This is a genomic window from Paraburkholderia hospita (assembly GCF_002902965.1).
Lineage (GTDB): Bacteria > Pseudomonadota > Gammaproteobacteria > Burkholderiales > Burkholderiaceae > Paraburkholderia > Paraburkholderia hospita.
Genome location: NZ_CP026106.1, coordinates 2,973,521 through 2,987,949 on the forward strand (window position 1 = coordinate 2,973,521; position 14,429 = coordinate 2,987,949).

15 protein-coding genes are annotated in these 14,429 nt (G+C 61.9%); 5 read left to right on the forward strand and 10 right to left on the reverse strand.

Annotated elements, in window-relative coordinates:
- Positions 1 to 23: 23 nt before the first annotated feature.
- The 3 genes from leuD to leuC form a co-directional block, all read right to left on the reverse strand.
- Positions 24 to 677 (reverse strand): 3-isopropylmalate dehydratase small subunit, encoded by a 654-nt coding sequence (leuD, locus tag C2L64_RS31905; protein WP_007579622.1) that lies wholly within the window; start codon positions 675 to 677, stop codon positions 24 to 26.
- Positions 678 to 753: 76 nt separating this feature from the next.
- Positions 754 to 906 (reverse strand): entericidin A/B family lipoprotein, encoded by a 153-nt coding sequence (locus tag C2L64_RS31910; RefSeq protein WP_007579623.1) that lies wholly within the window; start codon positions 904 to 906, stop codon positions 754 to 756.
- Between the two features lie 7 nt (positions 907 to 913).
- Positions 914 to 2,323, reverse strand: a complete 1,410-nt coding sequence (gene leuC / locus C2L64_RS31915) for a 3-isopropylmalate dehydratase large subunit (RefSeq protein ID WP_007579624.1) — start codon at positions 2,321 to 2,323, stop codon at positions 914 to 916.
- Between the two features lie 366 nt (positions 2,324 to 2,689).
- Between leuC and C2L64_RS31920 the strand changes: the two genes are divergently transcribed.
- Positions 2,690 to 3,277, forward strand: a complete 588-nt coding sequence (locus C2L64_RS31920; RefSeq protein WP_007579625.1) for a hypothetical protein — start codon at positions 2,690 to 2,692, stop codon at positions 3,275 to 3,277.
- 293 nt (positions 3,278 to 3,570) lie between these two features.
- Here C2L64_RS31920 and gltA read toward each other — a convergent pair whose 3' ends face one another.
- The 7 genes from gltA to C2L64_RS31955 all read right to left on the reverse strand — a co-directional run bounded on the left by gltA (position 3,571) and on the right by C2L64_RS31955 (position 9,484).
- Positions 3,571 to 4,872, reverse strand: coding sequence for a citrate synthase (gltA, locus tag C2L64_RS31925; RefSeq protein ID WP_007579626.1), 1,302 nt, complete (start codon positions 4,870 to 4,872; stop codon positions 3,571 to 3,573).
- 92 nt (positions 4,873 to 4,964) lie between these two features.
- A complete protein-coding gene (locus tag C2L64_RS31930; protein ID WP_007579627.1) occupies positions 4,965 to 5,237 on the reverse strand; it encodes an FAD assembly factor SdhE in 273 nt (90 codons plus the stop codon).
- A 1-nt stretch (position 5,238) separates the two neighbouring features.
- Complete coding sequence (locus C2L64_RS31935) at positions 5,239 to 5,943, reverse strand: succinate dehydrogenase iron-sulfur subunit (RefSeq protein ID WP_007579629.1); 705 nt, start codon at positions 5,941 to 5,943, stop codon at positions 5,239 to 5,241.
- Positions 5,944 to 5,963: 20 nt separating this feature from the next.
- Entirely contained in the window at positions 5,964 to 7,739 is a 1,776-nt protein-coding gene (sdhA, locus tag C2L64_RS31940; RefSeq protein ID WP_079500471.1) for a succinate dehydrogenase flavoprotein subunit, read from the reverse strand.
- A 3-nt stretch (positions 7,740 to 7,742) separates the two neighbouring features.
- A complete protein-coding gene (sdhD, locus tag C2L64_RS31945; protein WP_007578582.1) occupies positions 7,743 to 8,111 on the reverse strand; it encodes a succinate dehydrogenase, hydrophobic membrane anchor protein in 369 nt (122 codons plus the stop codon).
- Positions 8,112 to 8,115: 4 nt separating this feature from the next.
- Positions 8,116 to 8,532, reverse strand: coding sequence for a succinate dehydrogenase, cytochrome b556 subunit (gene sdhC, locus C2L64_RS31950; protein ID WP_079487703.1), 417 nt, complete (start codon positions 8,530 to 8,532; stop codon positions 8,116 to 8,118).
- A 151-nt stretch (positions 8,533 to 8,683) separates the two neighbouring features.
- A complete protein-coding gene (locus tag C2L64_RS31955; protein WP_007579562.1) occupies positions 8,684 to 9,484 on the reverse strand; it encodes a GntR family transcriptional regulator in 801 nt (266 codons plus the stop codon).
- Positions 9,485 to 10,031: 547 nt separating this feature from the next.
- Between C2L64_RS31955 and C2L64_RS31960 the strand changes: the two genes are divergently transcribed.
- From C2L64_RS31960 to prpC, 4 genes are all read left to right on the forward strand, one after another.
- The gene (locus C2L64_RS31960) at positions 10,032 to 11,015 is read left to right on the forward strand and encodes a malate dehydrogenase (RefSeq protein WP_007579561.1); all 984 of its coding nucleotides are present in this window, start codon (positions 10,032 to 10,034) and stop codon (positions 11,013 to 11,015) included.
- Between the two features lie 212 nt (positions 11,016 to 11,227).
- A complete protein-coding gene (locus tag C2L64_RS31965; RefSeq protein ID WP_007579559.1) occupies positions 11,228 to 12,235 on the forward strand; it encodes an HpcH/HpaI aldolase/citrate lyase family protein in 1,008 nt (335 codons plus the stop codon).
- Complete coding sequence (prpB, locus tag C2L64_RS31970; RefSeq protein WP_007579557.1) at positions 12,232 to 13,143, forward strand: methylisocitrate lyase; 912 nt, start codon at positions 12,232 to 12,234, stop codon at positions 13,141 to 13,143. Before C2L64_RS31965 ends, prpB begins: the two co-directional genes overlap by 4 nt.
- A 25-nt stretch (positions 13,144 to 13,168) precedes the next feature.
- Entirely contained in the window at positions 13,169 to 14,344 is a 1,176-nt protein-coding gene (gene prpC / locus C2L64_RS31975) for a bifunctional 2-methylcitrate synthase/citrate synthase (RefSeq protein WP_007579556.1), read from the forward strand.
- Positions 14,345 to 14,429: the final 85 nt, after the last annotated feature.

Consider the following 14,429-nt stretch of genomic DNA (forward strand, 5'->3'; position numbering starts at 1 on the left):
TCAGGCGCGCTTTCGCGAAATCTTCAGCGCACGAGGCGGTTATTGAGCCACGGCTGCTTCGCGATGCGCTCTGCTTCGTACTGGCGAATCTTGTCCGCGTGACGCAGCGTGAGGCCAATGTCGTCGAAGCCGTTCAGCAGACAGTATTTGCGGAACGCAGCGACTTCGAACGGATATTCGGCGCTGCCGTCAGCCGTGCGCACGACCTGCTTTTCCAGATCGACGGTCAGCTGGAAGCCGTTGAACGCGAATGTTTCGTCGAACAGATGGTCGACCTGTTGACCCGTCAGCACGATGGGCAGCAGACCATTCTTGAAGCAGTTGTTGTAGAAGATGTCCGCGAAGCTCGGCGCGATGATCGCGCGGAAGCCATACTGTTGCAGCGCCCACGGCGCGTGCTCGCGCGAGCTGCCGCAGCCGAAGTTCTGGCGTGCGAGCAGCACCGACGCGCCCTGATAGCGCGGCTGGTTCAGCACGAAATCCGGATTCAGCGGACGCTTCGAATTGTCCTGTCCCGGCTCGCCGTGATCGAGATAACGCCATTCGTCGAACGCGTTCGGACCGAAGCCCGTGCGCTTGATCGACTTCAGGAACTGCTTCGGAATGATCGCGTCGGTGTCGACGTTTTCGCGATCGAGCGGCGCCACGACGCCGGTATGTACGATGAATTTTTCCATGACGCTTTAGCCTGTTCGAAGCCGGACGGCGGTGCACATGCGCATCACCCACGCCCTCCGGCGAATCAAAAACCGCTTACTTTGCCGCCTTGTCGCTGATCGACCCGCCCAGATGCTGCAGGTCTTCGCCAAAGCCATGCACCGTGTTGCAACCAGCGAGGCCGAGCAGCAGCCCGGCTAGCGTCGCGAGTGCGAATCGGCGCAAAAGTGCGATGCGATCGATGTTCATGTGGCGTTCATCCCAGCTTGCGAATGTCGACGAAATGCCCTTCGATGGCGGCAGCCGCTGCCATGGCGGGGCTCACGAGGTGCGTGCGTCCGCCCGCGCCCTGGCGGCCTTCGAAATTGCGGTTCGACGTGGATGCGCAGCGCTCGCCCGGCTCCAGCCGATCGGCGTTCATCGCGAGACACATCGAGCAGCCCGGCTCGCGCCATTCGAAACCCGCGTCCGTGAAGACTTTGTCGAGACCTTCGCGCTCGGCTTGCGCCTTCACGAGGCCCGAGCCCGGCACGACCATCGCGAGACGGATGTTCGGCGCGACGCGGCGGCCGAGTTTCTTCACGACCCACGCTGCCGCGCGCAAATCCTCGATGCGCGCGTTCGTGCACGAGCCGATGAAAATCTTGTCCGGCTTGATCGATTCGATGGGCAGATTCGGTTCGAGCGCCATGTACTGCAGCGCGCGTTCCATTGCGTCGCGCTTGACCGGATCCTTTTCCTTCTCCGGGTCCGGCACGCGTGCGTCGATGGACGTGACCATTTCCGGCGACGTGCCCCACGTGACCTGCGGCACGATCTCGGCGGCGTTCAATTCGACCACGCGATCGAAATGCGCGCCAGGATCGGATGTGAACTGCTTCCAGTATTCGACGGCCTGATCCCATTCAACGCCTTGCGGCGAGAACGGACGGCCCTTCAGGTATTCGACCGTCGTGTCGTCGACGGCGACCATGCCGGCGCGCGCGCCCGCTTCGATCGCCATGTTGCAGACGGTCATGCGGCCTTCCATCGACAGCGCGCGAATGGTCGAGCCGCCGAATTCGATTGCGTAGCCCGTGCCGCCCGCCGTGCCGATCTTGCCGATGATCGCGAGCACGATGTCCTTCGCGGTGCAGCCGCGCGGCAACTGGCCTTCGACCTTGACCAGCATGTTCTTGCTCTTCTTCTGCAGAAGCGTTTGCGTGGCGAGCACATGTTCGACTTCCGACGTGCCGATGCCGTGCGCCAGCGCGCCGAACGCGCCGTGCGTGGACGTATGCGAGTCGCCGCAGACGATCGTCATGCCCGGCAGCGTCGCGCCCTGTTCCGGCCCGATGATGTGAACGATGCCCTGACGCAGGTCATTCATCTTGAACTGCGTGATGCCGAACGCGTCGCAGTTCGAGTCGAGCGTATCGACTTGCAGCTTCGACACGGGGTCAGCGATGCCGTGGCTGCGATCCGTGGTCGGCACGTTGTGATCCGACACCGCCAGATTCGCGCTGATGCGCCACACCGGGCGCTCCGAGAGCTTCAGCCCTTCGAATGCCTGCGGGCTGGTCACTTCATGCAGCAGTTGACGGTCGATATAGAGAATCGTCGTGCCGTCTTCTTCCGTGTGGACCACATGTGTGTTCCACAATTTGTCGTAGAGAGTCTGTGCCATGGTATGCGGGGATAGTAATGACATCGGGCAGTTCGTGTCCGGTCAATTATGCCACGCAGTTGACATTCCGGGACCATCACGTATCGAGAAAACCGATAAAAAACATGGAGTTGGGTGGTAGTGCCGATACCTGTATCGGCACTACCCGAGCTGGGCGCCCGCGCTCGTTTCGAAATGATCGGATGGAAAGCCGGGCGGCCGTTCGCTGCCCAGAAAGCTCGGCAACTGGCGCTGGAACGGGGGAACGTGCGTAAGGCAGGTCCTGCGACGAGGTAGCGACGAAACACGCGGCAGTCGGCCGAACGGCGTATAGCGGCCACTCCAGCGTTCGCCATAGCATGGTTAGTCACCCTAACCATGCTAACGATGTCGCAACTCGAATATCTGATCGTCGATTCACCGCCTGAACCTGGACATCGATTCTCAGGGGTGAGCTATCGTGGGACCAAGTGGAGTCTCAATCACCTCGATGCCTTCACATTCAAGATCGATCTGGGATTAGGCGGAGACATGACCGTACTCGTACTTTTCTCCTGCCACTGCTTTTCCCGTAGCTTCCGATGGGACGCGCGCGCAACTCATCTGATCCCTGCGGATGAAATCTACGACGATGGCAAAGAGCGCCGTGTACTCGACCCGCAGCGCTACGAACTTTCACGCAGGCATCTAAGAGAAATCGTCGTTCAATTGCCGTTCCGGCGCATTACGATTGCCAACGAGAAACAACCCAACTTCGTTACGCTCGAACAGCTGAACGAAGACGGCACGACATCGCTCTATGCCGTTTTCTTCGAAGCCGAGCGAGACCGGAGCCGCAAGCGACGCATCGTGCTGCGCATCCAGTCGGCCTACGTGCTGGACAACGGGCTGACGAGGCGCCAGGAAAAGGCCGGTAAAGTCGGCTTCGCGACACTACTGCGTGCGACGTACCTTGGCAAAAGGATTCGCGGATAGGTCCGCAGAAAAACAAACGGCCACCTGAGGTGGCCGTTGCATGCGGGATTCTCTATCTGTCGTTCGACAAAACTCCCACTCCTGGTGGGACCCGGCTTGCCGGGCGGCGCTACGTTTTTCGCACCCGCTGGTACGTAGTTTTGAGCCATCATTATTGCCTTTTGCCCACCGCCGGTCAAGCGCGCCCCGACCTGGCCAAACGGCATATAAAGCAAAACACCCCACCGGCGAACCGTTGGGGTGTTTCACTCGATGTGTTTAACGCAAGCGTAGAGCGCTGACGCGCCCGTGGCTTAGCGCTGAGCGATCGGCTTGGCTTCGCGCGGCGTTTCGCCGATGAACAACTGACGCGGACGGCCAATCTTCTGTTCGGGATCGCCGATCATTTCGTTCCACTGTGCGATCCAGCCGACCGTACGTGCCATTGCGAAGATACACGTGAACATCGACGTCGGAATGCCCAGCGCGCGCTGCACGATGCCCGAGTAGAAGTCGACGTTCGGGTACAGCTTGCGCGACACGAAGTATTCGTCTTCCAGCGCGATCTTTTCCAGCGCCATGGCGAGCTTGAACAGCGGGTCGTCGTGCAGGCCCAGTTCGTTCAGCACTTCGTAGCACGTTTCGCGCATCAGCTTGGCGCGCGGATCGTAGTTCTTGTAGACGCGGTGACCGAAGCCCATCAGCTTCACGCCCGAGTTCTTGTCCTTCACCTGCTTGATGAACTCAGGAATGTTGTCGACCGAGCCGATTTCTTCCAGCATGTTCAGCGCCGCTTCGTTCGCGCCGCCGTGCGCCGGGCCCCACAGACACGCGATACCAGCTGCGATACACGCAAACGGATTCGCACCCGACGAACCCGCCAGACGAACCGTCGACGTCGACGCGTTCTGCTCGTGGTCGGCGTGCAGGATCAGGATACGGTCGAGTGCGCGGACCAGCACTTCGTTGACCTGGTACTCTTCGCACGGGTTCGAGAACATCATGCGCATGAAGTTCGCGCTGTACGACAGATTGTTCTGCGGATACACGAACGGCTGGCCGATCGAGTACTTGTACGCCATCGCGACCAGCGTCGGCAGCTTGGCGATCATGCGGATGGCCGAGACTTCGCGGTGACGCGGGTTATTGATGTCGAGCGAGTCGTGGTAGAACGCCGACAGCGCGCCGACTGCGGCGACGAGAATCGCCATCGGGTGCGCGTCGCGGCGGAAACCACGGAAGAAGAACTGCATCTGCTCGTGAACCATCGTGTGGTTCGTGACCGTCTTCACGAACTCGTCCTTCTGCGCCTGATTCGGCAATTCGCCCTTCAGCAGCGCGTAGCACGTTTCGAGGAAGTCCGCGTTTTGCGCGAGATTGTCGATCGGGAAGCCGCGGTACAGCAGCTCGCCCTTGTCACCGTCGATGTAGGTGATAGCCGAGTTGCACGACGCCGTCGACATAAAGCCCGGATCGTACGTGAACTTGCCGGTCTGACCATACAGCTTACGGATGTCGATCACATCCGGGCCCATCGTGCCCTTGTAAATCGGCATTTCAACGCTCGGCGAGTTGTCGCTGAACGATAGCGTGGCTTTAACATCTGACGGGGTCATAGCACATCCTCAATCGAAGTATGGAAACAGGGTTTCGATAATTGCACGCCTGGATCAAACTCACCTGCGTAATGGCGAGGCTTACGCCTTGATTACACGTTACGCAGTATCTCCAGCACTCGCGCGACATCTGCGTCGGCGAGGTCGCCCTCCGGTTCCTTGCGGGCGAGCAGCAAGTCCATCAGGTCGTTATCGCTTAGTTCGAGCAGGCGCGTGAGCGCGCCTACGTCTGCATCACTGAGATCATGCTCATATCGGCTAAAAAAACGCTCGAAGATCAGATCGTTTTCCAGCAGGCCACGTCGTGCACGCCAGCGGAGACGCGCGCGACGCAGCGGGTCGGACTGATGCGATGTTTCGTCCATCTCAGACCGCCCGGCGCACCATCAATTCCTTGATCTTGCCGATCGCCTTCGTCGGGTTGAGCCCCTTCGGGCACACGTCGACGCAGTTCATGATCGTATGGCAACGGAACAGACGGTACGGATCTTCCAGGTTGTCCAGCCGCTCGCCCGTCGCCTCGTCGCGGCTGTCCGCGATGAAACGGTAGGCTTGCAGCAGCCCTGCCGGGCCGACGAACTTGTCCGGATTCCACCAGAAGCTCGGGCACGACGTCGAGCAGCTCGCGCACAGGATGCACTCGTACAGCCCGTCGAGTTCGTCACGCTCTTCCGGCGACTGCAGACGCTCCTTCTCCGGCGGCGGCGTGTCGTTGATCAGATACGGCTTGATCGAGTGATACTGGTTGAAGAACTGCGTGAAGTCGCAGATCAGGTCGCGCACCACGGGCAGCCCCGGCAGCGGACGCAGCACGATCTTCTGCGGCAGGTCGTTCAGGTTCGTCAGGCAGGCAAGACCGTTCTTGCCGTTGATGTTCATCGCGTCCGAGCCGCAGACACCCTCGCGGCACGAGCGGCGGAACGACAGCGTTTCGTCCAGTGCCTTCAGCTTCACCAGCGCGTCGAGCAGCATGCGCTCGTGCGAGTCGATCTCGATCTCGTACGTCTGCATGCGCGGCGCGGCGTCCCTGTCTGGGTCGTAGCGGTAGATTTCGAATGTACGCTTGGCCATGGTGTGGGGTCCTTTGTGCTTTAGAAGGTACGCGCTTTGGGCGGCACCGATTCGACCGTCAGCGGGTTCATGTGAACCGGCTTGTAGTCGAGCCGGTCGCCTTCGCTGTACCACAGCGTATGGCGCAGCCAGTTTTCGTCGTCGCGATGTTCGAAGTCGTTCTGCGCATGCGCGCCACGGCTTTCCTTGCGGGCTTCCGCCGACACCATCGTCGCGCGCGCGACCTCGATCAGGTTCTCCACTTCGAGCGCTTCGACGCGCGCCGTGTTGAACACCTTCGACTTGTCCTTCAGGTGGATGTTCTCGACCCGTGCGGCCACTTCACGAATGCGCTCGACGCCTTCCGCCAGCAGCGCCGACGTACGGAACACGCCCGCGTGCGCCTGCATCGTCGAGCGGATATCGTTCGCCACGTTCTGCGCGTATTCGCCGGAGCTGGAGTTGTCCAGCTTCGCCAGACGCGACAGCGCGAAATCAGCAGCATCGGCCGGCAGCGGCTTGTGATCCTTGATTTCCTTCACATGCTTGACGATGTGGTTGCCGGCCGCGCGACCGAACACCACCAGGTCGAGCAGCGAGTTCGTGCCCAGGCGGTTCGCGCCATGCACCGACACGCACGAGCATTCGCCCACTGCGTAGAAACCGTTGATCGGGTCTTCGTGGCCCTTCGCCGTACCGACAACCTGACCGTGGATGTTCGTCGGAATGCCGCCCATCTGGTAGTGGATGGTCGGCACAACCGGGATCGGCTCCTTGATGCAGTCGACGTTCGCGAACTTCAGCGCGATTTCGCGGATCGACGGCAGACGCTTCATGATCGTCTCGGCGCCGATGTGCGACAGGTCGAGCAGCACGTGGTCCTTGTTCGGACCGACGCCACGGCCTTCCTTGATTTCCTGGTCCATCGAGCGCGAAACGAAGTCGCGCGGCGCCAGATCCTTCAGCGTCGGCGCGTAGCGCTCCATGAAGCGCTCGCCGTCCGAGTTACGCAGGATGCCGCCTTCGCCGCGCACGCCTTCCGTGATCAGCACGCCTGCGCCTGCGACGCCCGTCGGGTGGAATTGCCAGAATTCCATGTCTTCGAGCGGGATGCCCGCGCGTGCGGCCATGCCCAGGCCGTCGCCCGTATTGATGAACGCATTGGTCGATGCCGCGAAGATCCGGCCCGCGCCGCCCGTGGCGAACAGCGTGGTCTTGCCTTCGAGGATATAGACGTCGCCCGTTTCCATTTCGAGCGCGGTCACGCCGAGCACGTCGCCTTCAGCGTCGCGGATCAGGTCCAGCGCCATCCATTCGACGAAGAACGTCGTCTTCGCCGCGACGTTCTGCTGGTACAGCGTGTGCAGGAGTGCGTGGCCGGTACGGTCAGCCGCCGCGCACGCGCGCTGAACGGGCTTCTCGCCGTAGTTGGCCGTGTGGCCGCCGAACGGACGCTGGTAGATCGTGCCATCCGCGTTACGGTCGAACGGCATGCCGAAGTGTTCGAGTTCGTAGACGGCGTTCGGTGCTTCGCGGCACATGAACTCGATCGCGTCCTGGTCGCCGAGCCAGTCGGAGCCCTTGATCGTGTCGTAGAAGTGGTAGTGCCAGTTGTCTTCGCTCATGTTGCCGAGCGAGGCGCCGATGCCGCCCTGGGCAGCAACGGTATGCGAGCGCGTCGGGAACACCTTCGACAGCACGCAGACGGACAGGCCCGCACGCGCGAGTTGCAGCGACGCGCGCATCCCCGAGCCGCCCGCGCCAACGATGACCACGTCGAAGCGGCGACGCGGCAGGGAATTCTTGATTGCAGCCATTCTTTACACTCTCCAGAGAATCTGCGCAGCGTAGCCCGCACACGCGAGCAGCCAGACGATCGTCAACGCCTGCAGCAGAAGCCGCGTGCCAACGGGCTTGATGTAGTCCATCCAGATGTCCCGGATGCCGACCCACGCGTGATAGAACAGCGACAGCAGCGCGACGAAGGTGGCGAGCTTCATCCACTGCGTGGCGAAGATGCCTGCCCAGCCGTCGTAAGAGAATGCGTGCGCGCCGAAGAACCAGGCGAGCAGGATGACGGTGTACACGGCCATGATGACGGCCGTGATGCGCTGCGCGAGCCAGTCGCGTAGACCATAGTGCGCGCCGACCACCAGGCGCTTGGAGCCAACTCGGTTATTAGCGGACATGTTTTTAGAATGCTCCGAACAGTTTGAGCGCGAAGGCGATCGTCAGGATCGACGACACCACCAGCACGACGACCGACGTGCTCTTGCCGCGCTCTTTCGACACCGCGTCGTGGTTCATGTCCATCATCAGATGGCGCACGCCCGCGCAGAAGTGGAACAGGAACGCCCAGGCCAGCACCAGCGTGATCAGCTTGACGATGATGTTGGACAGGAAGCCCTTGAACACCTCGAAGCTCAGTTCGGAGGTCAGGCTCTGGTCAAAGAGGTAAAGCAGGAACGGAAGGAAGATGAACAGCAGGCCGCCGCTCAGGCGGTGAAGGATCGACACCCGCCCCGCGAGAGGAAGACGGTATGCCGTCAATATCTGCCCGATACCGATGTTCCGGTATTCCGGCCTCGGTTTTTTTACGGCTTCTGCCATGCTAGACCCCTACTTGTAGTCACACTAATCCGCAATTTTAGCGCCTTTTCATTTCGCGCTGCAGCGTAACACTGCTCTGGCGAGCGTGCCGCGAAGCGCGCATGAAGGCCCGCGCAAGCCTTGCCGCAAGCCCACGGCAACGCTTCTTCTTTCAACTCAAATCGTTCTGATAGTAATACCCGGTTGTGACATACCATCCGCGACGTACTTCGACGGGACGGTCACCATAGGTATAGGACACGCGCTCGACGGACAGCAACGGAAATCCCGTCGGCACGTGTAAAAGATCGGCAACGGACGGGTCCGCGGCAACGGCGCGAATCTTCTCGGACGCGCGAATCATGCGCGTACCGAACTCCGTTTCGAACATCGCGTAGAGCGGCCCCTTGTACTCCGACAGGCGCTCGAGCGTCAGCCCGCGGAACACGCCACCCGGCAACCAGATCTCGTCGAGCACTGTGTCTTCGCCGTCGAACGTCAAAAGACGCTTGATCAGCACGACGGGATCGGCCGGCTTCAGGTCCAGCTGCCGCGCGATATCCGCCGACGCGCGCAAGCGCCGGCATTCGAGCAGCCGGCTGATATGCGGATGCTCGGCGCCGTCGTCGGCGAGAAGACGGAGGAAGCGGAACTGCGCGCGCTCTTCGTTGTGCGTAGCAACAAAAGTGCCTTTGCCCTGGCGGCGCACCAGCAGATTGTCGGCGGCAAGCTCGTCGATCGCCTTGCGCACCGTGCCCTGGCTGACCTTGTAACGCGCGGCCAGTTCGACTTCACTGGGAATGATCTCGCCAGGCTTCCATTCACCCGACTCGAGGCTCTGCGTGATGAGCGCCTTGATCTGCTGGTAGAGAGGACTGAACGTCGGCGACGGCGCTGGCGCGGAAACAGGCGCAGCGTCGCCCGCACCGGACGCGCCGGGAGGGTTCGCTGTGCTGGCCGGGTTCGAATTCATGCGCGCATTTCAACACAAAGCGCCTCATGCCGTCCAGATTTTTTGCCGTAATAGATATGTCTTATATAAGACATAAGATACGGTTGACTTTGTCTCGCCCGACTCCTACACTCCTTGTCGAGCAAGGGTTTGCGGGTTGTGCCACGCATTTTTGACAGCGCTTTATGTCAACCGCGTGATGCACCGGAAGGCCACCCTGCATCACGCTGTTCCCTCACGCAGTCCAGGTTTCGCTTCGCCCTGCATTGCCCGGCAAGTGCGCCGCAATGCCCCGCCGAAACGCGCTGTTTGCAGGAGCCGCGCCATGCAGCGGCCTTGATGTGGCGTCTATCATGACGCCGATCGCTGCAAGCAATGTCCGTCCCCGCGCTCGGCAGCACAGATTATCCGGCACGGCGGCTTCGCCGGCAGCGTGCCTTCGGGCCTTCTTCGGACCGCCTGCAGGGCTCGCGCAGCGAATTCGCCGTGCTAAAACCACGCTTCGCGTAACGCCCATATAGAATGGCGTTTTCCCTAGCGTTCAACGCATCGTCCTGGAGATTTCTCAATGGCTAAGCCCGCAAAGCGCGTTGCCGTCACCGGCGCCGCAGGTCAAATCGGTTACTCCCTGCTGTTCCGCATCGCCAATGGCGACATGCTCGGCAAGGATCAGCCGGTCATCCTGCAACTGCTGGACCTGCCGCAAGCGCAAGCCGCCGTCAAAGGCGTCGTGATGGAACTCGAAGACTGCGCGTTCCCGCTGCTCGCGGGTGTCGTGGTCACTGACGATCCCAAGGTTGCGTTCAAGGATGCCGACGTCGCACTGCTGGTCGGCGCGCGTCCGCGTTCGAAAGGCATGGAACGTAAGGACCTGCTGTCGGCCAACGCCGAAATCTTCACGGTGCAAGGCAAGGCACTGAACGAAGTGGCGAGCCGCGACGTGAAGGTGCTGGTCGTCGGCAATCCGGCGAACACGAACGCCTACATCGCGATGAAGTCGGCACCGGATCTGCCGAAGAAGAACTTCACGGCCATGCTGCGTCTGGACCACAACCGCGCGCTTTCGCAACTGGCCGCCAAGTCGGGCAAGCCGGTCGCTTCGATCGAAAAGCTCGTGGTGTGGGGCAACCACTCGCCCACCATGTACCCGGACTTCCGCATCGCCACGGCTGAAGGCCAGGACCTGACCAAGCTGATCAACGACGAAGAATGGAACCGCAACACGTTCATCCCGACGGTCGGCAAGCGCGGCGCGGCGATCATTGAAGCGCGCGGCCTGTCGTCGGCGGCTTCGGCAGCGAACGCAGCCATCGACCACGTGCGTGACTGGGTGCTCGGCACGAACGGCAAGTGGGTCACGATGGGCATTCCGTCGGACGGTTCGTACGGCATCCCCGAAGATATCGTCTACGGCGTTGCCGTGACGTGCGAAAACGGCGAGTACAAGCGTGTCGAAGGCCTGCAGATCGACGCATTCGCGCGCGAAAAGATGGACAACACGCTGAACGAGCTGCTCGAAGAGCGCGAAGGCGTTCAGCACCTGCTCGGCTAATCGCCTGATGCCGAACAACCGGGACTCCGTTGCAGCGCGGCGGGTTCCGGTTTTTTACGTTTGACAATCCTGCATGATGGTTCGCGCAGCAAGCGCATGCAGGGGTTCGCAACTGATTCGAGCGCGTTTTGATCTGACCGTCATATATCACGGCCGCAACAGACCAGAACGCACCCGAATCAGAGTTTCCAAACAGTACCCACACGCCGATAATGCGCGCATTGACTCCCGCCGAAGTCCTGTTTGACGGCGAAGCGCCGCCCACTGTGCTGCCTGCCTGCGACCACTACGCCGGCAGTGAGAAGCTGATGCTCAAATCGCTCGCTTTGCAGCAGGAGTTGGGCCCTGTCTTCGACATCACGCTCGATTGCGAAGACGGCGCGCAAGTGGGCCGCGAGGCGGAACACGCGGAACTGGTCGCGTCGCTGCTCGGCGGCGAACACGACCGTTTCGGCCGCGTCGGCGTGCGGATTCACGACTTCAACCACGCGCACTGGCGCGACGACGTGCGCCTCATCCTGCGCGCGGCGAAGCGCGCGCCTGCCTTCATTACTCTGCCGAAAATCCGCAACGTGCCCGACGCCGCCGAAATGTGCGCGTTCATCGAGGCCACGCGGCGCGAGCTCGGCATCGCGAAGCCCGTTCCCGTCGAGTTGCTGATCGAAACGCATGGCGCGCTCACGCGCGTGTTCGATCTGGCCGCGCTGCCCGCCGTCGAATCCCTGAGCTTCGGCCTGATGGACTTCGTCTCCGCGCACGACGGCGCGATTCCTGATACCGCGATGCGCTCGCCGGGCCAGTTCGATCACCCGCTCGTGCGGCGCGCGAAGCTTGAGATTTCGGCGGCCTGCCACGCACACGGCAAGGTGCCGTCGCACAACGTATCCACGGAAGTGCGTGACATGGACGTCGTCGCGAACGACGCGCTGCGCGCGCGCAACGAGTTCGGTTACACGCGCATGTGGAGCATTCACCCCGCGCAGATTCCCGCCATCGTGTCGGCCTTCGCGCCGCGCGACGAAGAAATCGCGACGGCGACGGAAATCCTGCTCGCCGCGCAGTCCGCGCAATGGGGCCCGACGCGCCATCGCGACACGCTGCACGATCGCGCGAGCTATCGCTATTACTGGTCGGTGCTGCGCCGCGCCCGCTCGACGGGCCGCAGCGTGCCCGCCGAAGCCGCGCCGCTGTTCGGGCCGAACGAGGAATCCGCATCATGAGCACAGCCAACACATCCGCGGGCGCCGCGTTCCGCGCAGCCGTCGCCACCGAAAAACCGTTGCAGGTGGTCGGCGCGATCAACGCGAATCACGCGCTGCTCGCGCAACGCGCGGGCTTCAAGGCGATCTACGTGTCGGGTGGCGGCGTCGCGGCTGGCTCGCTGGGCTTGCCCGATCTCGGCATCTCGACGCTCGATGACGTTTTGACCGACGTGCGCCGCATCACCGACGTCTGCGATCTGCCGCTGCTGGTCGACGTCGACACCGGCTTCGGCCCGTCGGCATTCAATATTGCGCGTACCGTGAAGGCGCTGACCAAGGCCGGCGCGGGCGCGATGCACATCGAAGACCAGGTCGGCGCGAAGCGCTGCGGGCATCGGCCGGGCAAGGCGATCGTGACGCAGGACGAGATGGTCGACCGCATCAAGGCGGCCGTCGACGCGCGCACCGATCCCAACTTTGTCATCATGGCGCGCACCGACGCGCTCGCCGTCGAAGGTCTGCAAGCGGCGATGGACCGCGCGATGGCCTGCGTCGAAGCCGGCGCCGACATGATCTTCCCGGAAGCGATGACGGAACTCGGCATGTACCGGCAGTTCGCGCAGGCCGTGAAGGTCCCCGTTCTCGCAAATATCACCGAGTTCGGCGCGACGCCCCTGTTCACCGTCGATGAACTGCGCGGCGCGGATGTCTCGCTGGTGCTGTACCCGCTGTCGGCGTTCCGCGCGATGAACAAGGCCGCTGAAAACGTTTACACGGCCATTCGCCGCGACGGCACGCAAAAGAACGTCGTCGACACGATGCAGACGCGCGAGGAACTGTACGATCGCATCGGCTATCACGCTTACGAGCAAAAGCTCGACGCGCTGTTCAGCCAAGGCACGCGGAACAACGAGCAGGACAAGTGAGCGGCACATCAAGGAGACCCCTGGAATGAGCGATACGACGCAAGCGGCTGCACCGGGAACAACAAGCGGCTTCAAGCCGAAGAAATCCGTGGCCCTGTCGGGCGTGACGGCGGGCAACACCGCGCTGTGCACGGTAGGCAAGACGGGTAACGACCTGCACTACCGTGGCTACGACATTCTCGATATCGCTGGCGCCAGCGAATTCGAGGAGATCGCGTATCTGCTCGTGCACGGCAAGCTGCCCAACGTCGCCGAACTCGCCGCTTACAAGAAGAAGCTCAAAGCGCTGCGCGGCCTGCCCGCGAACGTGAAGGCCGCGCTCGAGTGGATTCCCGCCGCCGCGCACCCGATGGACGTGATGCGCACGGGCGTCTCCGTGTTGGGCACCGTGCTGCCGGAAAAAGACGATCACAACCTGCCGGGCGCGCGCGATATCGCCGACAAGCTGATGGCCTCGCTCGGCTCGATGCTGCTGTACTGGTATCACTACTCGCACAACGGCAAGCGGATCGAAGTCGAAACCGACGACGATTCGATCGGTGGCCACTTCCTGCATCTGCTGCATGGCGTGGAGCCGCCGAAGTCATGGGTCGATGCGATGCATGTGTCGCTGAACCTGTACGCGGAACATGAATTCAACGCATCGACGTTCGCGGGCCGCGTGATCGCGGGCACGGGCTCGGACATGTATTCGGCCATCACGGGCGCGATCGGCGCGCTGCGCGGCCCGAAGCACGGCGGCGCCAACGAGGTCGCGTTCGAGATCCAGTCGCGCTACCAGACGCCGGATGAGGCAGAAGCCGACATCCGCCGCCGCGTCGAAAACAAGGAAGTCGTGATCGGCTTCGGCCACCCCGTGTACACGATCTCCGATCCGCGCAACAAGGTGATCAAGGAAGTGGCGAAGAAGCTGTCGAAGGAGGCATCGAACATGAAGCTGTTCGATATCGCCGAGCGGCTCGAAGGCGTGATGGCCGACGCGAAGAAGATGTTCCCGAACCTCGACTGGTTCAGCGCCGTGTCGTATCACATGATGGGTGTGCCGACGGCAATGTTTACGCCGCTCTTCGTGATCTCGCGCACGTCCGGCTGGGCCGCGCACATCATCGAGCAGCGCGTCGACAACAAGATCATTCGACCCAGCGCAAATTACACCGGTCCGGAGAATTTGAAGTTCGTGGCGCTAAATAGGAGAAAATAGCGTCCGCTGTGCGCTCTCGGGGCGCGTGCAGTACCCCGGCGGTTGCGAAATTGCAATCGTGCACTGTTTAAACTCTGAAATTAGA